The sequence below is a fragment of the Kitasatospora sp. NPDC087271 genome (genome assembly GCF_044744605.1).
Lineage (GTDB): Bacteria > Actinomycetota > Actinomycetes > Streptomycetales > Streptomycetaceae > Kitasatospora.
The window spans coordinates 148,771-167,669 of the sequence record NZ_JBIUYQ010000010.1 but is presented as its reverse complement, the minus strand read 5'-3'; the positions used below and the strand labels follow the sequence as shown (position 1 = coordinate 167,669).

Genomic DNA, 18,899 nt, shown 5'->3' with positions numbered 1-18,899 from the left:
GAGCCGGGAATCGTGGTTCCGCTGGTGTCCCAGTGGTGTCCGGAAGCTTTCGGAGGGGTGTCGGCGGTCGCGCTGAGCTGGACATTAGCGAAGTTCGCCCCGGTTCGCGCCGGTTTGCTGAGAGCTGTCTCACAGATCAACCGAGAATTAACCTCCCAGTCCGGATGCGCCCTGTTTCCGGTGAGTAACCCGTGGGAGGATCTGCGGGATCCGGGGACGCCGGTGACAGGCTGGGGCGGGGAGGACCAACCCATGGGCGGGGCTGCACAGCGCACTGAATCGGCAGTCGTACGGCCCTGGCTGCGGGCGGCACTGCGCTGCGGAGCCGCCCTCGCGGCCGCCGCGCTCGCCCTCCCGCTCGCCGCGCAGGCCGCGTACGCCGCCCCCGATCCGGGCGCCTCGATCACCGCGGCCAGCCCGGGCGACGACCCGCTCGCCGCCGCCAAGGCCACCCTCGGCCCGCTGCTCGACCAGCTGCACACGCTCTACCAGAGCGCCGAGACCGCCACCGAGCAGTACAACGGCGCCGTCGCCAAGGTCGCCGAGCAGCAGGCCGCGCTCACCGACCTCCAGGGCCGGCTGGACCGCCAGCAGAAGCAGGTCGACGCCGGCACCGACATCGCCTCCCAGCTCGCCGCCGCCCAGTACCGCAACGGCGCCGCCTCCGCCTACGCCGAACTGCTGCTCTCCAAGGACCCGTACGAGGCCGTCACCATCGCGGAACTGCTCACCGCCGCCAGCCGCTCGCAGTCCGAGTTCCTGGACCGGCTGAAGACCGACCGCGAGGCCCTCGCCGGCCTGACGAAGCAGACCGAGGACGCGCTCAGGACCTCCCAGACGCTGGTCACCCAGCAGGACGCCGCCAAGGCCAAGGTCGCCACCGACCTCGCCTCCGTCGAGCAGCTGGTCTCCTCGCTCACCGGCGCCCAGCGCACCGAACTGGAGAAGCTGGAGAAGGCCAAGGCCGACGAGGCCCAGCTCGCCTTCCTCGCCTCCGGCGCCCTCGGCAAGGGGGAGCGCACCCCGTCGGCGGCCGGCCGCACCGCCGTCGCCTTCGCGCTCGCCCAGCTCAACAAGCCGTACCTGTGGGGCGGCGCGGGGCCGGACTCCTACGACTGCTCGGGCCTCACCTCGCAGGCCTGGCTGCACGCCGGGCTGCCGATCCCGCGCACCAGCCAGGAGCAGTGGGCCCAGCTCCCGCACATCGCGCTGAACCAGCTCCGCCCCGGTGACCTGGTCATCTACTTCGAGGGCGCCACGCACGTCGCGATGTACATCGGCGGCGGGCTGGTCGTCCAGGCACCCCGGCCGGGCGCCGTCATCAAGGTGTCGCCGATCGGCTCGATGCCGATCCTCGGGGCGGTGCGGCCCGACCCGTCCGGCGCGGCGGACGAGGCCGGCGGCAGCTGGAAGGTGCCCGACCTGCCCGCCGGCTGGGACACCGTCACCCCGATCGCGCCCAGCCCGGCCAACCAGGTCCCGACCGCCCCGGCCCCCGGCACGCCCGCCAACCCGCCGGCCACCGCGGGCACGCCGTCCACCACCCCGGGCACGCCCGCGGACACCGGCACCGGCACGCCGTCCGGCACCGGAACGCCCACCGACCCGGGGACGCCGTCCGGCACCGGCACCACCGCCCCCGGAACGCCCACGCCCACGCCGACGCCGACCGGGACCGGCACCGGGACCGGCACGCCCGCCCCGACCGGGACGGGCACCCCGGCGCCGACCGGCACGGGCCCGGCGACGCCCACCCCGACCGGCGCCGGCACCCCGGGTTCCACCGGCACCGCCGCCTCCACCACCACCGGCTCGGCGAGCGCCGGGGCCCCGGGCAGCGCCACCGCGACACTGCCGCTCGGCACCAACTGAGTCATGAGGAAGGCCGCCCGGCGTCCGCGGACACCGGGCGGCCTTCGCGTGCGTCACGCCGGGGCGCCGGTGTCCGGCTCGAAGCGGACGACCACGGCCTTGGAGGTCGGCGTGTTGCTGATGTCGGCGGTGGAGTCCAGCGGGACGAGCACGTTGGTCTCCGGGTAGTAGGCCGCCGCGCCGCCGCGGGCCACCGGGTAGTGGACCACCCGGAAGTGCGGGGCGCGCCGCTCGACGCCGTCCCGCCACTCGCTCACCAGGTCGACGAAGTCGCCCTCGGCCAGGCCGAGTTCGGCGGCGTCGGCCGGGTTGACCAGGACCACCCGGCGGCCGCCCTTGATGCCCCGGTAGCGGTCGTCCAGGCCGTAGACGGTGGTGTTGTACTGGTCGTGCGAGCGCAGCGTCTGCAACAGCAGGCGGCCCGGCGGGACCTCGGGGGCGGTGAGCGGGTTGACGGTGAAGTTGGCCTTCCCGGTCGCGGTGGGGAAGGTCCGGGAGTCGCGCGGGCCGTGCGGCAGGGTGAAGCCGCCGGGGCGGCGGACCTTCTCGTTGTAGTCCTCGAAGCCGGGGACGACCCGGGCGATCCGGTCCCGCAGGGTGTCGTAGTCGGTGGCGAAGTCCTCCCACGGCACGGTGTCCCCGGGGCCGAGGACGGCGCGGGCCAGCCGGCAGACGATCGCGGTCTCGGAGAGCAGGCCGGGGGCGGGCGGGCGCAGGCCGCCGCGCGAGGAGTGCACCTGGCCCATCGAGTCCTCGACGCTGACGAACTGGGCGCCGGCGCCGGTGACGTCCCGGTCGGTGCGGCCCAGGGTGGGCAGGATCAGTGCGCGGGCGCCGGTGACCACGTGCGAGCGGTTGAGCTTGGTGGAGACGTGCACGGTCAGCCGGCAGCGGCGCATCGCCGCCTCGGTGACGTCGGTGTCCGGGGTGGCCGCGACGAAGTTGCCGCCCATCGCGAAGAACACCCCGACCCGGCCGTCGCGCATCGCCCGGATGGTGTCCACCGAGTCGAGGCCGTGCGCGCGCGGCGGCTCGAAGCCGAACTCCTCGCCGAGCGCGTCCAGGAAGGCCGTCGAGGGCCGCTCGAAGATGCCCATCGTCCGGTCGCCCTGGACGTTGCTGTGCCCGCGCACCGGGCAGACCCCGGCGCCCGGGCGGCCGACGTTGCCGCGCAGCAGCAGGAAGTTGACCACCTCGCGGATGGTCGGGACGGCGTGCTTGTGCTGGGTGAGGCCCATCGCCCAGCAGACGATGATCTTCCGGGAGCCCAGCACCAGCCGGCCGAGCTCCTCGATCTGCTCCCACGGCAGGCCGGTCGCGGCGAGCACCTCGGCGCGGTCGGTCGTGCCCGCCTGCGCCTCGAACTCCTCGAAGCCGTGGCAGTGTTCGGTGACGAAGGCGCGGTCGACGCCGTCCTGCTCCAGGATCATCCGGTTGAGCGCGCGGAACAGCGCCAGGTCCCCGCCGAGGCGGATCTGCAGGAACAGGTCGGTCAGCTTGGTGCCGTGGCCGACCAGGCCGCGCGCGTGCTGCGGGTTCTTGAAGCGCTCCAGGCCGGCCTCCGGCAGCGGGTTCACGCTCACGATGGTGGCGCCGGTCCGCTTGGCGCGCTCCAGCGCGGAGAGCATCCGGGGGTGGTTGGTGCCCGGGTTCTGGCCGGCCACGATGATCAGGTCGGCCTGGTAGAGGTCCTTGAGGCTGACGCTGCCCTTGCCGACGCCGAGCGTCTCGGTGAGCGCCGAACCGGACGACTCGTGGCACATGTTGGAGCAGTCCGGCAGGTTGTTGGTGCCCAGCCGGCGGGCGAACAGCTGGTACGCGAAGGCGGCCTCGTTGCTGGTCCGCCCGGAGGTGTAGAAGGCGGCGCCGTCCGGGGTGTCCAGGGCGCGCAGCTCCTCGGCGATCAGCGCGAAGGCGTCGTCCCAGGAGACCGGCGTGTAGTGGGTGGCGCCCTCGTCGAGCAGCATCGGTTGGGTGAGGCGGCCCTGCTGGCCCAGCCAGTAGCCGGAGCGCCCGGCCAGCTCGGCGACCGGGTGGGCGGCGAAGAACTCGGCGCGGATCCGGCGCTCGGTGGCCTCCTCGGCGACGGCCTTGGCACCGTTCTCGCAGAACTCCGCCGTGTGCGTCTTCCCCGGCTCCGGCCAGGCACAGCCGGGGCAGTCGAAGCCGTCCGGCTGGTTGACCTTGCGCAGCGTGGCGAGGGTGCGGAGGGGGCCCATCTGCTCGGCGGCCATCCGCAGGCTGTGGCCGACCGCGGGCAGCCCGGCCGCCGCGTGCTGGGGCGCGGACACCTCGGGGGCGTCCTGCGCCGGGTCGCTCTGCGGGGCCTGCTTGGCCATGACCGCTTCTCCTCGGCTCTGCTCGTCCGGCGGCCGCGACACCGGGGCCGTCGGGCCCGCCGCTTCGTCACGGGGGCTCAGGGCCCATCCTTCCATCCGGGTGAAGGCGGGGGGAGGGGGGCTGAACGGGCGTCGGTGGAGTCGGAGAGGCGGGGGTGGGCCCTGAACCCGCGGCCGGGCCCACCCCGGGGCCCGCCTTCAGGCCCCCCTCGTCCGGCCGGAGGGCGGGCGCGGCGGTGGCGGGGTGCGCTGACCGCACGGCGGAGCAGGGGCGGCGACCGCCGACAGCGCGGCGAGGCGGGTGCCCTGGCGGCGGCGGGCGGGCGGGGGATCGTCGACGGGCCCCGGGGCGGCGGCCGGGAGCGCGGCCAGCGCCCGCAGCAGCGCGCGGGCGGCGGCGTCGTTCTGCCGGAATCCCGGGGAGTTGGTGCGGGGCCGGGCGAAGGCGGCGGCGGCGCGCAGGCTGGTGTGCGGGCCGAGTGCGGTGCGCCGGGGGTGCGGGGCGCCGCCCAGGGCCGGGTCGAGCAGGCGGCTGTCGCCGGGGGCGATGGTGACCAGGCCGGAGCGGTGGGTGTAGTCCTCGTCGGCGACCACCTCCTCCACGAGCCGCCCGGCGCGGTGCAGTTCGCGTAGCACCGGGTCGAGGGTGCGGGTCAGCTGGTGCTTGGGCAGGTACGCCTCGACCAGGGCGGTGGCGGCGACGGTGTGGCCCGGCACGGTGGCGCCGCCGGCCCGCCAGGTGCCGGTGGCCTCGTCCCGTTCGACCCGGACGCCCGCGCCCAGGAAGCGCACGATCCCGGCCTCGGAGAGGGCGAGCAGCTGGCGCAGCCGGAAGCCGGGCGGGCCGGAGGCGAGGTAGCTGAAGTAGCCGAAGAACCACCCGTCCACCTCCTCGGCGACCGAGCGGGCGGTGAGCCGGCCGGTCGCGAGGATGCGCGGGAGCTGGCCGAACAGCGAGAGCAGGGCGAGGAAGGCGCCGAGGTCGGCGCTGTGCGCGGGGTCGGCGCGGCGGTCGGCGTCGGCGGTGACGTAGGCGCGCAGGTGCTGCTGGAGCTCCTCGGTGGAGCCGAGTTCGAGGCCGGCCAGCGGGTGGTCGAGCCGTTCGAAGTCGATCCGGTCGGCCGGGTCGGGTACGGCCTCGGCGACCAGGGCGGCCAGGGCGGGGGAGTACCAGTCGTGCCGGTCGAACCGGGCCAGGAACTCCGGCCAGGGCAGCGCGGTGCGCTCGGGGTGGGCGTGGAACAGCTCGTGGTAGTGCCCGAAGGCGGTCTCCTTGGCCATCAACGGCCAGAAGTCGCGCCGGAGTTCGAGCGGACCGCCGGTGGCGAGGACGGCGTCCACGGCGGCCGCGTCGAAGTACCGGGGGAGCGGGGCGGGCGGCCCCTGGAGGCGGTAGCCGGTCTTGGAGTGGTACGGGACTCCGCGCCGGGAGCCGAGGTGCAGCACCGGTTCGCGGCCGGACGGGCGGTAGCGCAGCCCGTCCCCGGTGGGCTCGAAGCGGCCGCCGCGCCCTTCGGTGAGCAGGGCGACCAGGTCGACGGAGGCCAGGCCGAGGCCGCGCAGCACGACGTGCTCGCCGGGGGCGATGCCGTCCAGGTCGGCGTCGGCGGAGTAGGCGGGCGGGAGGTGGAAGCGGCCGTGCCGGGCGGCGAAGTCGGCGTCGGCGGCGTACCGGGGGTGCGGGGTGGAGTCGAGGTGGCCGAGGGTGAGGGCGACGTGGTCGGCGGTGAGCGTGCGGCCGGTGAGGTGGACGGTCTGCGGGCCGTCGGGCGGGCCGTCGATCCGCCGGACGGTGTCCCGGTGCACGGTGACCGTGACGTGCGGGGGCAGGTCGGCGACGGCGCGGCGGAACGCCCAGTCCAGGTAGGCGCTCTGGGCCCGGCGGGTGGGGAAGTCGGTGGGCGCGAGGGCGTCCAGTTCGGCCCGGACGGCCGGGTCGGCGACCTCCCGGTAGGGCGCGAACTCCCGCCGCCGGAGCGCCCATTCGGCCAGCGAGGGGCCCGGGCGGACCGGCCCGTCGATGGTCGAGCGCTCGTCGGTGAACATGGTGACGTCCTCGGCCATCGAGTTCATCCGCAGCAGCGGGGACTGTTCGTGGCGCCAGATCCGGCCCGCGCCGGGCGGGTGCGGGTCGACCAGGTGGACGTGCAACGGCCGTTCGGCGGGCAGGAGTTCGGCCGCGTTGGCGGCGATCCGCTCCAGCAGCCCGGTGCCCCGCGGGCCCGCGCCGACGATCACCAGGACACTCATGCCGCCACCTCGCGCAGCCGCCGCAGGGCGGCCCGGGCCCGCTGGAGCGGGGTGGGCGGCAGGCCGTCCCGGGTGGCGCCCTTGGCGTAGTGGCGCTCGACGTAGTACTGGCCGACGGACAGCAGGGTGGTGACCACCAGGTACCAGATGGTGGCGACCACCAGCATCGGGATGACCCGGTACGACTGCAGGTAGACCAGCTGCACCGAGTAGAGCAGGTCGGAGACGGCCAGCACGCTGACGATGCTGGTGCCCTTGAGCGCGCTGATCAGCATGTTCCCGGCGGTCGGCACGATCGAGCGCATCGCCTGGGGGACGACGATCCGGCGCAGCACCCGCCACCGGCCGAGGCCGAGCGCCGAGGCGGCCTCCAGCTGGCCGCGGTCGACGGACAGGATGCCGCCGCGGATCACCTCGGCGGCGTACGCGGTCTCCAGCAGGGTGAGGCCGATGACGGCGGTGAGGGTGGGGCCGATCAGGTTGACGGTCTTGACGGTGACGAACTCGGGGCCGAACGGGATGCCCAGGCCGAGGGTCGGGTAGAGCGCGCCGATGTTGAAGAAGAACAGCAGCTGCACCAGCGGCGGGGTGGAGCGGAAGATCCAGATGTAGCCCCAACCCAGGGTGCGCAGCACCGGGTTGCCGGACATCCGCATGACGGCGAGGCCGGTGCCGAGGACGAAGCCGAGGGCGAGGGTGACGGCGGTGAGCCAGAGGGTCAGGGTGAGGCCGTTGAGCACCGACCCGGCGGTGAACCAGTCGGCGACCACGTCCCACTGGAAGGCCTTGTTGCGCACCACGGAGTTGACGGCCATCGCGGCCAGCAGCAGCGCGATCCCGGCGCAGACCCACTGCCCGGGCCGGCGGCGGGCGACGATCCGGGCGCCGGGGTCGGGCGGCGGGCCGGGGCGGTCGGGGGCGGTGGCGCCCGCGGGGGCGGGGGTGGAGCGGGCGGTGAGGAGGTCCTGCGGGGTGGCCATGGCGGCGGCTCCTGGCGGAGGTGCGGGCGGGCGGGAGGTACGGGTGTGGTCACGTACGGCCGTCGCACCGGCCCGCGTCCCTCAACACGGCCGGCGCTGTGCACTGCACTCCGCCGTGATCGTACGCATGCGCGATCGACGGCTGTCAAGGGTGGTCCGGGCCCCGACCGGGGCCCGGCGCGGACCGGTCGCAGGACGACAGGAGATCGCAACAGAGCGGCAATGATGGGTGGTTGACGGACCACTTGGCGGGCTGTTCAACTTGAGGCCATGTACGCCGAGCAGCCCCTGGTCACCCGCGACCACATCGACTTCGGTCGGGTGTGGTCCGCGGCGTGTCGCGGCTGACCCGGCAGCGGGCCGCCCGTCCGGCCCCGATCTCCCGCGGGGAGCCCTCCCTCGGTCTGCCCCGCCGCGGGCCGGGACCAGCCGTCCGCAGCTGACGGCGTCCCAGGCGCACGCTGCCGTCCGACGACCTCGCACTGAACTCCGGCAGTACTCCCTCGTCCACGCCTGCCTCCCACCTCCTCCCGCCGCGCGCGCCGACCCCACCGTCGGCGCGGCCGCCGCGCACCCGTTCCACGGCCGCCCCGCCCCGGCCGGCTCCGGCCTGCCCACCCGCAGTCCACCGGACTCCGCTCACCCCGAAAGGTTCCGCCATGCCCGTCGAATTCCTCGGTATCGCCGCCACCGGCGACGGCTCGGAGACCACCCCCCGCTCCACCGCCGCCTTCGACCGCGACTACACCCTGCGGCTGGCCCGGGCCCACGAGGACCACGGCTGGGACCGGGTGCTCTTCGCGTACGGCGCCGGCTCCCCGGAACCCGCGGCCGCGGCGGCCTTCCTCGCCTCGCACCTGGACCGGCTGCAGATCCTGCTGGCGCACCGGCCGAACGTCTCCTACCCGACCTTCGCCGCCAAGACCTTCGCGACCCTGGACCAGATCAGCGACGGGCGGCTGACCGTCCACTTCATCACCGGCGGCAGCGACCACGAGCAGCAGCGCGAGGGCGACTTCCTGTCCAAGGACGAGCGCTACGAGCGCACCCGCGAGTACATCGGCATCGTCAAGAAGGCGTGGACCAGCCGGGAGCCCTTCGACCACGAGGGCGCCCACTACCGCTTCAACGACTTCGTCTCCGACGTCTTCCCCGTCCAGCAGCCGCGCCCCGGGGTCTCCTTCGGCGGTTCCTCGGACGCCGCCTACGCGGCCGGCGGCGCCGAGGCGGACGTCTACTGCCTGTGGGGCGAGCCGCTGGCCCGCACCGCCGAGCAGATCGAGCGGGTGAAGGAGGCGGCCCGGGCCGCCGGGCGCACCGACGTGCCGCGGATCCAGGTGGCGTTCCGGCCGATCATCGCGCCGACCGAGGAACTGGCCTGGGAGAAGGCGCACCGGACGGTGGCCGCGATCAAGGCCCGCCGGGAGTCCGGGGAGCTCGTCCGCCGGGGCCGCCCGCTCGGCGCCGCAGCGCCCGAGAACACCGGCTCCCAGCGGCTGATCGAGATCGCCGAGGCCGGCGAGCGCTACGACCGCGCGCTGTGGACCCCGACCGCCGCGGCCACCGGCGGGGCCGGCAACTCCAACGCCTTGGTCGGCACCCCGGAGACGGTCGCGGAGGCGCTGCTCGACTACTACGACCTCGGCGTGGACATCCTCTCCGCCCGCGGCTACCACCTGCTCGACGACGCGATCGACTTCGGCCGCCACGTCATCCCGATCGTCCGCGAGGAGGTCGCCAAGCGGGACGCCGCCAAGGCCGCGGCGGCGGCCGAGCGCGCCGAGCGGACCGAGCGGGACCGGCACCAGCTGATCGCGGTGCAGGCGTGAGCGCTCCGGACCGGTGGGCCGGCCCGGCGGCCGGGTTCCGCCGGGTCACCATCGACGACCCGCTGGTCGAACCGCTGCTGCGCGAGCTCACCCACGAGTACGTCAGCCGCTACGGCCCCGAGGCGCACCAGGAGATGACCCGCTACCCCCGGGACGCCTTCGCCGAGCCGCACGGCGTCCTGCTGCTCCTGCTGGAGGACGGCGAACCGGTCGCCGGCGGCGCGTACAAGCGGTACGACGAGCGCACCGCCGAGCTGAAACGGATGTGGACGCACTCCGCGCACCGCCGCCGCGGCCTGGCCCGTCGGGTGCTGGCCGAGCTGGAGCGGACGGCGGCCGCCGCCGGCTACGCCCGGATCTACCTCACCACCGGTCCGCGCCAGCCGGAGGCCAGGGGCCTCTACCTGGCGTCCGGCTACACCCCGCTGTTCGACGTCGCCGCCGATCCCCTGACGATCGGCCCGCTCCCCTTCGAGAAGCACCTGACGGTGCTGGCTCCGACCCCCTGAAAGGCCCCCCGTGAGAAGCACCACCGTCCGCCGCCGCCTGCTCGCGGCCACCGCCCTGCTGCCGGTGCTGGCGCTGGCCGCGTGCGGCTCGGACCCGAAGATCGCGGGCCCGGCGGGGGCGAGCGGGCCCGCCGCCACCGCCGTCTCCCAGGACGTCGTCTCCGGCCTCGCGAAGTCGGACGCCGCCGCCGCGCTGCTGCCCGAGGAGGTCCGCAAGGCCGGCACGCTGACCTTCGGCGCGTCCTTCGGCTCGCCGCCCACCGCCTTCTACGCCGACCAGGCCACCAAGAAGCCGGCCGGGATCGACGTGGACTTCACCGATGCGGTGGCCAGGCTGCTCGGCCTGACCGTGCAGCGCCAGGAGGCCGCCTTCGAGACCATCCTGCCCGCCCTGGACAGCGGCAAGTTCGACGTCGGCACCGGCAACTTCGGGGTCACCACGGCCCGGTTGAAGACCATCGACTTCGTCACCTACATCGACGACGGCCAGGGCTTCGCCGTCCGCAAGGACAACCAGGGCGTCCAGCCGGTCACCGACCTGCTCCAGCTCTGCGGGCTGACCATCGGCACCGGCGCCGGCACCACCTTCGAGACCACGCTGAACGCGAAGCGCACCGCCTGCACCGACGCCGGGAAGAAGCCGTACGAGGTCAGGGCGTTCAGCGACCCCGGGGCCGTGCTCACCGGCCTCCAGCAGGGCCGGGTCGACGTCCTGATGTCCACCATCAACGGCCTGCGCTACCAGGCCGCGCAGGAGGCCTCCGGGACGCGCTTCCTCGGCGAGTTCCACCGGCTGGACGTCGGCTTCGCGTTCAAGAAGGGCTCGAAGCTCACCCCGGCCTTCCAGGCGGCGGTCAACCAGCTGATCAAGGACGGGACGTACGAGCGGATCCTCAAGAAGTGGGGGGTCGCCGAATCGGCGATCAAGGAGTCCCTGATCAGCCCGCCCGAACACCAGTGATCCCCGGGTCTGCCGAAGGAGCCCCCCGATGACCGCCAGCACCGCCGCGACGTCCCAGGCCCAAGCCCAGGCCCAAGCCCAAGCCGAGGCCCAAGCCCAGGCCCAGGCCCGGGTCGAGCGGGCACCGGCGTCCGGACCCGATCCCGGTCCGGGCCCCGGCCCCCGCCTGGACCTCGACGAACTGGCCGCTCTGCGGGCCGTCCCCGCCCGGCACCCCTGGCGCTGGGGGATCGGGGTCGCCGCCCTCGTCGTGCTCGCCCAGTTCGCCCACGGCCTGGCCACCAATCCCGGCTGGGACTGGGCCACCTTCCGGGTCTACTTCACCGCCGACACGATCGTCCAGGCGGTCGGCCGCACCCTCGAACTCACCGTCTACGGCACCGGGCTGGGCTTCCTGCTGGGCGCCGTGGTGGCCGCGATGCGGCTGTCCCGCAGCGCGATCCTCCAGTCCATCGCCTGGGCGTACGTGTGGGTGTTCCGCTCGATCCCGCTGATCGTCCAGCTGGTGTTCTGGTTCAACCTCTCGTACCTCTACAAGCGGTTCGGGATCGGCATCCCGTTCGGCCCGACCTTCGGGGACTTCGAGACGGTCGGCGTGCTGAGCGCGCTCGGCGCCGCCGTGCTCGGCCTCGGGCTGCACCAGGCCGCGTTCGCCGCCGAGATCATCCGCGGCGGCGTCATCGCGGTGGACGCCGGCCAACGGGAGGCCGCCACCGCGCTCGGCATCCCGCGCTGGCGCCAGGGCTGGCGGATCGTGCTGCCGCAGGCGATGCGCGGCATCCTGCCGGCCGCCGCCAACGAGGTGATCTCACTGCTCAAGGGCACCTCGGTGGTCTACGTGATGGCCATCGGCGAGCTCTTCTACCAGGCCCAGGTGGTCTACGGCCGGACCGGCCGGGTGGTGCCGCTGCTGATGGTCGCCACCGTCTGGTACGTGCTGCTGACCACGGTGCTGTCCATCGGCCAGTACTACGTCGAGCGCTACTTCGCCCGCGGCGCGCAGCGCACCCCGCCGCCCACCCCGCTCCAGCGCGCCCGGGCCTTCGTCCGGAGCCTGCCCGCCCGCCCGCCGACCGCCCGCACGCCGACCACTCGCGCAGCGACCGCGCGCACCACCGGAGGACGTCGATGACCACGCTCACCAAGACCGAACCGGCGGCCGCACCGATGGTGCAGGTCCGCGGCCTGCACAAGAGCTTCGGGCCACTGGAGGTGCTGCGCGGCGTCGACCTGGACGTCCCGGCCGGCTCGGTCACCGTGGTGCTCGGCCCGTCCGGCTCCGGCAAGTCCACGCTGCTGCGCGCGATCAACCACCTGGAGAAGCTCGACGGCGGCTACGTCGCCATCGACGGCGAGCTGATCGGCTACCGGCGTTCCGGCGACCGGCTGTACGAGCTCAGGGAGCGCGAGGTGCTGCGCCAGCGCACCCACATCGGCTTCGTGTTCCAGAACTTCAACCTGTTCCCGCACCTCACCGTGCTGGAGAACCTGGTCGAGGCGCCGATCGCCGCGCTGCGCCGCCCCAGGGCCGAGGCCAGGGCGGCTGCGCTGGCGCTGCTGGAGCGGGTCGGGCTGGCCGACAAGGCCGCCGCGTACCCCCGGCAGCTCTCCGGCGGCCAGCAGCAGCGGGTGGCGATCGCCCGGGCGCTGGCCCTGGAGCCGAAGGTGCTGCTGTTCGACGAGCCCACCTCGGCGCTCGACCCGGAGCTGGTCGGCGAGGTGCTGGACGTCATCAAGGACCTCGCCCGGACCGGCACCACCATGATCGTGGTCACCCACGAGATCGGCTTCGCCCGCGAGGTCGCCGACACCGTCGTCTTCATGGACGGCGGCGTGGTGGTCGAGCAGGGCCCGCCGGCCGAAGTCCTGGACCGCCCCCGGCACGAACGCACCCGGGCCTTCCTCGCCAAGGTGCTCTGAGCCGAGGTGTCCTGAACCGAGGTGTCCTGAACCGAGGTGCCCTGAGCCAAGGTGCTCCAGCCCTCCCCGCCGCACCGAAACCCCCTTCACCGAGCAGGAGTTCCGCCATGCCCCTACCCCGTCGCGCCCTGGTGACCGCCGCCGGCGCCCTCGCCGCCGCCCTCGCCCTGACCGCCTGTGGCGGCGCGTCCTCGGGAGCCACGGCGGAACTCGCCCCGGCCAAGGGCAGCACCGCGCCGAACGGCGCCGTGGTGAACCTGACGGCCGAGCAGAACCGGGTGACCACGGCCAAGGTCGACGCGATCGCGGCGCTCGTCCCGGAGGAGATCAGGAGGAAGGGGACGCTGGCCGTCGTCGACTCCCTCGGCACCACCCCGCCGCTGGACTTCTACGCCAACGACGACAGGACCGTCATCGGCGTCGAGCCGGACATCGCCGCCCTGGTCGGCAACGTGCTCGGCCTCAAGGTCGAGTTCAACCCGGTCTCCTGGGAGAACATCTTCGTCGGCCTGGACAGCGGCAAGTACGACGTCGGCCTGTCCAACATCACCGTCACCGAGGCGCGCAAGGAGAAGTACGACTTCGCCACCTACCGGCTGGACGTCCTCGGCTTCGAGGCCAGGAAGGGCAGCGGCCTCAAGGTCGCCGGCGCCAAGGACCTGGCGGGCAGGTCGGTCGGCGTCTCCTCCGGCACCAACCAGGAGAAGCTGCTGATCTCCTGGAGCGAGGAGAACACCAGGAACGGCCTCAAGCCGATCGACATCAAGTACTTCCAGGGCACCGAGTTCTACCTGGCGCTCTCCTCCGGCCGGATCGACGCCTACGTCGGCCCCAATCCCAGCCTGGCCTTCCACGTCGCGCAGACCGGCGAGACCGAGATCGTCGGCACCTACTCGGGCGGCGGCGCGGACGTCCTCGGCAAGATCGCCGCGACCACCCGCAAGGACAACGGGCTGGTCCGGGCGCTCAACGAGGCGCTGAACGAGGTGATCAGGAACGGCAGCTACGGCCAGGTGCTCAAGCGCTGGGGCCTGGACAACGAGGCCGTGCCGACCTCCGAGGTCAACCCGCCCGGGTTGCCCAAGCAGTAGGGCCTCTCCGTTCACCCGTTCGCCGCCCCCCGCCGCTATGGTGACCCCTCCGGCGGCGAACACCGCCCGGACACGGCGGACTTGGGGGAGGACATGCAGCAGGGGGAGGTGCTCGACGGCCGCTACCGGCTGGACGAGTGGCTGGGCAGGGGCGGCTTCGGCGTGGTCTGGAAGGCGACCGACCAGCGGCTCGACCGAGAGGTCGCGGTCAAGCTGCTGCTGGCGGAGCACGCCGCCGACCGGGAGGCCGTCGGGCGGTTCGTCCGCGAGGCCCGCACGGCCGGCGGTCTCTCCAATCCGCACATCGTGACGGTGTACGACTACGGACTGGTCACGACCGCCGCCGGGGGGACCCACTACCTGGTGCTGGAACTCGTCCGCGGCCGGGCCCTGTCCGACATCCTCAAGGACGGCGCCCCGGACCAGGAGGCCGCGCTGAAGTGGATGCGCCAGGTCTGCAAGGCACTGGACGCCGCGCACCGCTCGGGCGTCGTCCACCGCGACATCAAGCCCGAGAACGTGATGGTCGACGCGGGCGGCAAGGCCAAGGTGCTGGACTTCGGCATCGCCCGGCTGCTCACCCAGTCCGCGGTGCTCACCTCCACCGGCAGCGTGGTCGGCACCGTCCCGTACCTGGCGCCCGAGTGCTGGTCCGGCGCCGCCGTGGACGGCCGGGCCGACCTCTACGCGCTCGGCGTCATGCTGTACGAACTCTGCACCGGGCGGCGCCCGTTCCGCGCCTCCTCGGCCGCCGAGTACATGTACAAGCACCTGGAGGAGACCCCGCCCCGGGTGCGCAGCACCGATCCGGCGCTGGCCGACCTGGTCGCCGGGCTGCTCGCCAAACGGCCCGCGGACCGGCCGGCCACCGCCGCCGAGGTGCTGGAACGGCTGCGCCGGATCCGGCCGGGGGTGCTCCGCCCGGACGACCCCAGCCCGGAGCAGCTGCGCCGCCGGGCCGACCAGGCCTGGCGGCGCGGCGCGCAGGGCGCCCCCGGGGAGGCCGTCGAGATGCTCACCGCGCTCATCCCCGACCTCGCCCGGATCTGCGGCCCGGCCGACCCGCGCACCCTGCGCACCTGCCACGACCTGGCCCTCTGGCTGGCCCAGGACGGCAGCCCGGGCACCGCCGTCGCGCTGCTGCGCGAGCTGGCCGCGGAGCCGGCCGCCGAACCGGACGTCCGGGCCGACGCGCTGCGCGACCTGGACCGCTGGCACCGGGAGGCCGCCCGGAGCGGGCCGGGCCGGCCGCGGGCGCTGAGCCTGGCCGGCCTGCTCGGCGGCGGCCCGCAGGGCGGCTGAGGGCCCTCGGCGCCGTTCGGGCGGGAGGCTGTCAACCGTGCGGGCCGCTGATTCGGCGCCTGCGGCGACTGTGGGAATTGATAGGAATCCGCCCATCGGGACTGTCTGGTCCACCGACCGGTGGCGTTGATATACCTCGTTGCCGGAGTCGGGTGCGGTGTCTTCGGCCGCCCCGGCGAGCTGCGACGAAAAGGCTGGTGACGGATCGATGAAGCTCCTCCGCGTCGGACCCCCGGGCGCCGAGCGCCCGGTCGTGCTGGGCCGGGACGGCATCGGGTACGACCTCTCCGGGCGTGCCCGGGACATCGACGGGGCCTTCCTGGCCGGGCTGGACGCCGCCGCCCTGGCGCGGGACGTGGCCGCCGGGGCGCTGCCCCGGGTGGACCTCGCCGGGCAGCGGGTGGGCGCGCCGGTCGCCCGTCCGGGCAAGGTGGTCGGCATCGGGCTCAACTACCGCGACCACGCCGCCGAGGCCGGGGTCGCGGCCCCGGACGAGCCGGTGATCTTCCTCAAGCCGAGCTGTACCGTGGTCGGCCCGTACGACGAGGTGCTGGTGCCGCGCGGCGGCGAGAAGACCGACTACGAGGCCGAGCTGGCCCTCGTGATCGGCCGCACCGCCCGCTACCTGGCCGGGCACGAGGAGGCCGCGGCGGTGATCGCCGGCTACACGATCGCCAACGACGTCACCGAACGGGCCTTCCAGTTCGAGCGCGGCGGCCAGTGGGACAAGGGCAAGTCGGCGGAGACCTTCACCCCGCTGGGGCCCTGGCTGGTCACCGCGGACGAGGTGGCCGACCCGCAGCAGCTGCCGCTGCGGCTGTGGGTCAACGGCGAGCTGCGGCAGGACGGCAACACCGGCAAGATGATCTTCCCGGTGCTCGAACTGGTCCGCTACGTCAGCCAGTTCATGGTCCTGGAGCCGGGCGACGTGATCGTCACCGGCACCCCGGCCGGCGTCACCCTGGGCCACCCCGGTACGCCGTTCCTGGCCCCGGGCGACATCGTCGAGATCGAGATCGAGGGCCTCGGCCGCCAGCGGCAGGTGCTCGGCACGGCGTAACGCCCCGCCGGCGCGGCGCCGGCCGCCCCGACCCCGGGCACGGGGGTCGGGTCACCGGGCCGCCAGTACCTCGCGCAGCCGCTCGGCCCGCGACGCCTGCGGCCCCTCCAGCGCGAGCAGCAGGGCCAGCACCTGCGCGGTCTGCGGGTCGTGCAGCGCGGTCGCCGCCGCCATCGCCGTGAACTGGTCCACCAGCCAGTCGCGCAGCTCGCCCACCGGCAGCGTGCGCCCCTCGTCCAGCCAGGTCAGCGACGCGCCCTCGACCACCGCGATCCACGAGCGCACCAGCAGCGTCAGCCGGGGCCCGGCCTCCCGCACGCCGAGGTGCCGCAGGGTCCGCTTGAGCGCCGCCCGCCGGACGTCGTCGACGATCGCCGAGGTGCGGGCCGTCTCCACCACCGAACCGCCGCGCAGCAGCGCCGAGTAGCCGGCGTCGTGCTCGGCCACGAAGGCGAAGTAGCCGTCCAGGACGGCCGCCAGCTGCTCGGACGGGGTCCCGGCCAGCGGGACGGCGAAGCGGCTGGTCAGCTCGTCGGCCGCGCTGCGCAGCGCGGCCTCGTACAGCTGCTGCTTGCCGCCCGCGAAGTAGCGGTAGACCAGCGGGCGGGAGGCTCCGGCGGCCTCGGCGACGTCGTCCAGGCCCACCTCCTCGGGCGGCCGGGCGGCGAACAGTTCCAGGGCGACCGCGATCAGCTGTTCGCGACGCTGCTGCACCGGCAGTCGCCGGTAGCCGGTGCGGCGCGGGCGGGGGCCGGGTGCGGTCGGGGCGGGCACCTGGTCGGTTGCCGTGGTGGGGCGGGCTTCCATGGCGGTCAGCGTAATGGGCGCGGGCCCGATCGGATCCTGTCGCGCGCGGCGGTTTCCCGAACGTGCGTTTGTCCGGGCCCGCCCGGCGGCGGTCGACCGGTGCATGTCACCGATCGCCCGGTTAAGGCTTGCAATCGGCCCTCGCCACGCCATGATGTCCGAATGGTTGAAGAACTGATCACCTCCGACGCCACCACCCCGCGTCGCATCGCCGACGGTTACGTCCGGGCCCTGGCCGAACTCGACCCGCTGACCGCGGTCTACCTGGGGTTCAGCCCCGAGGACGACCGGCTGCCCGACCTCTCGCCGGCCGGTGCCGAGGCGATCGCCGACCTCGGCCGCCGCACCCTGGCGGCCCTCGCCGAGGCCGAACGCTCCGACGCCGCGCAGGACGAGGCGGAGCGCCGCTGCGCCCGGCTGCTGCGCGAGCGGCTGACCGCCTCCCTCGCCGTCCACGAGGCCGGGGAGAACTTCCGCGCGGTGCGCAACCTGGGCTCCCCGGTGCACGAGGTCCGGGACGTCTTCACCCTGATGGGGACCGACACCGAGGCCGAGTGGCAGGTGGTCGGCCGCCGGCTGGCCCGCGTCCCGCTCGCGCTGGCGCAGTACCGGGAGACGCTGGCCGCCGGCATCGAGCGCGGCCTGCTGTCCGGCCCGCGCCAGGTGGCCACCGTGGTCGGGCAGCTCGGCGAGTGGCTGGAGGGGGACGTACCCGGCGGCTGGTTCGGCGAGTTCGTCCAGGGCGCGCCGGAGGGCCTGCGCGCCGAGCTGTCCGGGCCCGCGCTGGCCGCCGGGGAGGCGCTGGCCGCCCTGCGCGACTGGCTGCGCGACGTCTACGGCCCGGCCGCCGCGGACACCCCCGACACCACCGGCCGCGAGCGCTACCGCCGCTTCGTCCGCTTCTGGACCGGCTCCGACCTGGACCTGGACGAGGCCTACACGTGGGCCTGGGGCGAGTTCCACGACCTGCTCGCGCAGATGGAGGCCGAGGCCGAGAAGGTACGCCCGGGCGCCGGCCCGATGGCGGCGATGAAGTGGCTGGAGGCGGACGGCCCGGCCGTGGAGGGCGCCGAGGCCACCCGCGTGTACCTCCAGGAGCTGATGGACCAGGCGGTCCGGGACCTCCAGGGCACCCACTTCGACCTGGCCGAGCCGATCACCCGGGTCGAGTCGAGGATCGCCCCGCCCGGCAGCGCGGCCGCGCCGTACTACAGCGCGCCCTCGCTGGACTTCAGCCGCCCCGGGCGGACCTGGCTGCCGGCGCTCGGCCGGGAGCGCTTCCCGGTCTGGGACCTGGTCTCCACCTGGTACCACGAGGGCGTCCCGGGCCACCACCTGCAGCTCGCGCAGTGGAACTACGTCGCGGACCGGCTCTCCACCTACCAGGTCAGCCTGGGCGGGGTGAGCGCCAACCTGGAGGGCTGGGCGCTGTACGCCGAGCGCCTGATGGACGAGCTCGGCTACCTCACCGACCCGGGACACCGCCTCGGCTACCTCAACGCGCAGATGATGCGCGCGCTGCGGGTGATCGTCGACATCGGCATGCACGCGGGCCTGGACTTCCCGGCCGACTCCCCGTACCTGCCGGGCGAGCCGGTCAGCCCGGAGGCGGCCCGGGAGTTCTTCGGCCGGTACTGCGGCCTGACCCCCGACTACCTGGACAGCGAACTGGTCCGCTACCTGGGCATGCCCGGCCAGGCGATCGGCTACAAGCTGGGCGAGCGCGCCTGGCTGCGCGGCCGGGCGGCGGCGCGGGCAGCGCACGAGGCGCGCGGCGAGGAGTTCGACCTCAAGGCCTGGCACATGGCGGCGCTCTCGCAGGGCTCGCTGGGGCTGGACGACCTGGTCGAGGAGCTGTCCGCGCTGTAGGGCGGCCTCCGGCCCCGGGCCTCGTCCGCGAGTCCCGGGGCCGCTGGTCCTTTGGCCCGAAAAGGTCGATTTGGCGAGGTTTTTCCTTGCCATCCGCCCGTGCGGGAGCT

The 18,899-nt window shown here is 74.2% G+C and carries 14 protein-coding genes; 10 read left to right on the top strand and 4 right to left on the bottom strand.

What is annotated here, in order from left to right; all coding sequences use genetic code 11:
- Positions 1-252 precede the first annotated feature (252 nt).
- Positions 253-1,872, top strand: coding sequence for an NlpC/P60 family protein (locus tag ACIO9K_RS19155; protein ID WP_400331258.1), 1,620 nt, complete (start codon positions 253-255; stop codon positions 1,870-1,872).
- A gap of 53 nt (positions 1,873-1,925) precedes the next feature.
- Here the strand turns inward: ACIO9K_RS19155 and ACIO9K_RS19150 are convergent, their stop codons facing one another.
- The 3 genes from ACIO9K_RS19150 to ACIO9K_RS19140 all read right to left on the bottom strand — a co-directional run bounded on the left by ACIO9K_RS19150 (position 1,926) and on the right by ACIO9K_RS19140 (position 7,441).
- The gene (locus ACIO9K_RS19150; RefSeq protein WP_400331255.1) at positions 1,926-4,211 is read right to left on the bottom strand and encodes an FdhF/YdeP family oxidoreductase; all 2,286 of its coding nucleotides are present in this window, start codon (positions 4,209-4,211) and stop codon (positions 1,926-1,928) included.
- 198 nt (positions 4,212-4,409) lie between these two features.
- Positions 4,410-6,461, bottom strand: coding sequence for an FAD/NAD(P)-binding protein (locus ACIO9K_RS19145; protein ID WP_400331252.1), 2,052 nt, complete (start codon positions 6,459-6,461; stop codon positions 4,410-4,412).
- Positions 6,458-7,441 carry an amino acid ABC transporter permease gene (locus ACIO9K_RS19140; protein WP_363619318.1) on the bottom strand — a complete coding sequence of 328 codons (984 nt, stop codon included), beginning with the start codon at positions 7,439-7,441 and terminating at the stop codon, positions 6,458-6,460. Before ACIO9K_RS19140 ends, ACIO9K_RS19145 begins: the two co-directional genes overlap by 4 nt.
- Before the next feature lie 659 nt (positions 7,442-8,100).
- On the opposite strand from ACIO9K_RS19140, the gene ACIO9K_RS19135 reads away from it, so the two are divergent.
- The 8 genes from ACIO9K_RS19135 to ACIO9K_RS19100 all read left to right on the top strand — a co-directional run bounded on the left by ACIO9K_RS19135 (position 8,101) and on the right by ACIO9K_RS19100 (position 16,113).
- Positions 8,101-9,270 (top strand): LLM class flavin-dependent oxidoreductase, encoded by a 1,170-nt coding sequence (locus ACIO9K_RS19135; RefSeq protein WP_400331249.1) that lies wholly within the window; start codon positions 8,101-8,103, stop codon positions 9,268-9,270.
- On the top strand, positions 9,267-9,779 hold the full coding sequence (locus ACIO9K_RS19130) for a GNAT family N-acetyltransferase (protein WP_363619316.1): 513 nt from the start codon (positions 9,267-9,269) through the stop codon (positions 9,777-9,779). The genes ACIO9K_RS19135 and ACIO9K_RS19130 overlap by 4 nt, the downstream gene beginning before the upstream one ends.
- 10 nt (positions 9,780-9,789) lie before the next feature.
- Positions 9,790-10,740 (top strand): ABC transporter substrate-binding protein, encoded by a 951-nt coding sequence (locus ACIO9K_RS19125; RefSeq protein WP_363619315.1) that lies wholly within the window; start codon positions 9,790-9,792, stop codon positions 10,738-10,740.
- A gap of 28 nt (positions 10,741-10,768) precedes the next feature.
- Positions 10,769-11,872 carry an amino acid ABC transporter permease gene (locus ACIO9K_RS19120; RefSeq protein ID WP_363619314.1) on the top strand — a complete coding sequence of 368 codons (1,104 nt, stop codon included), beginning with the start codon at positions 10,769-10,771 and terminating at the stop codon, positions 11,870-11,872.
- The gene (locus ACIO9K_RS19115) at positions 11,869-12,660 is read left to right on the top strand and encodes an amino acid ABC transporter ATP-binding protein (protein ID WP_363619313.1); all 792 of its coding nucleotides are present in this window, start codon (positions 11,869-11,871) and stop codon (positions 12,658-12,660) included. Before ACIO9K_RS19120 ends, ACIO9K_RS19115 begins: the two co-directional genes overlap by 4 nt.
- A gap of 107 nt (positions 12,661-12,767) precedes the next feature.
- Positions 12,768-13,751, top strand: a complete 984-nt coding sequence (locus tag ACIO9K_RS19110; RefSeq protein ID WP_400331244.1) for an ABC transporter substrate-binding protein — start codon at positions 12,768-12,770, stop codon at positions 13,749-13,751.
- A gap of 93 nt (positions 13,752-13,844) precedes the next feature.
- The gene (locus tag ACIO9K_RS19105; RefSeq protein WP_400331241.1) at positions 13,845-15,053 is read left to right on the top strand and encodes a serine/threonine-protein kinase; all 1,209 of its coding nucleotides are present in this window, start codon (positions 13,845-13,847) and stop codon (positions 15,051-15,053) included.
- Between the two features lie 208 nt (positions 15,054-15,261).
- Complete coding sequence (locus ACIO9K_RS19100) at positions 15,262-16,113, top strand: fumarylacetoacetate hydrolase family protein (protein WP_400331238.1); 852 nt, start codon at positions 15,262-15,264, stop codon at positions 16,111-16,113.
- Positions 16,114-16,164: 51 nt separating this feature from the next.
- On the opposite strand, the gene ACIO9K_RS19095 is transcribed toward ACIO9K_RS19100, so the two are convergent.
- On the bottom strand, positions 16,165-16,920 hold the full coding sequence (locus tag ACIO9K_RS19095; RefSeq protein ID WP_363619309.1) for a TetR/AcrR family transcriptional regulator: 756 nt from the start codon (positions 16,918-16,920) through the stop codon (positions 16,165-16,167).
- Between the two features lie 162 nt (positions 16,921-17,082).
- On the opposite strand from ACIO9K_RS19095, the gene ACIO9K_RS19090 reads away from it, so the two are divergent.
- Positions 17,083-18,789 carry a DUF885 domain-containing protein gene (locus ACIO9K_RS19090; protein WP_363581966.1) on the top strand — a complete coding sequence of 569 codons (1,707 nt, stop codon included), beginning with the start codon at positions 17,083-17,085 and terminating at the stop codon, positions 18,787-18,789.
- Positions 18,790-18,899 lie beyond the last annotated feature (110 nt).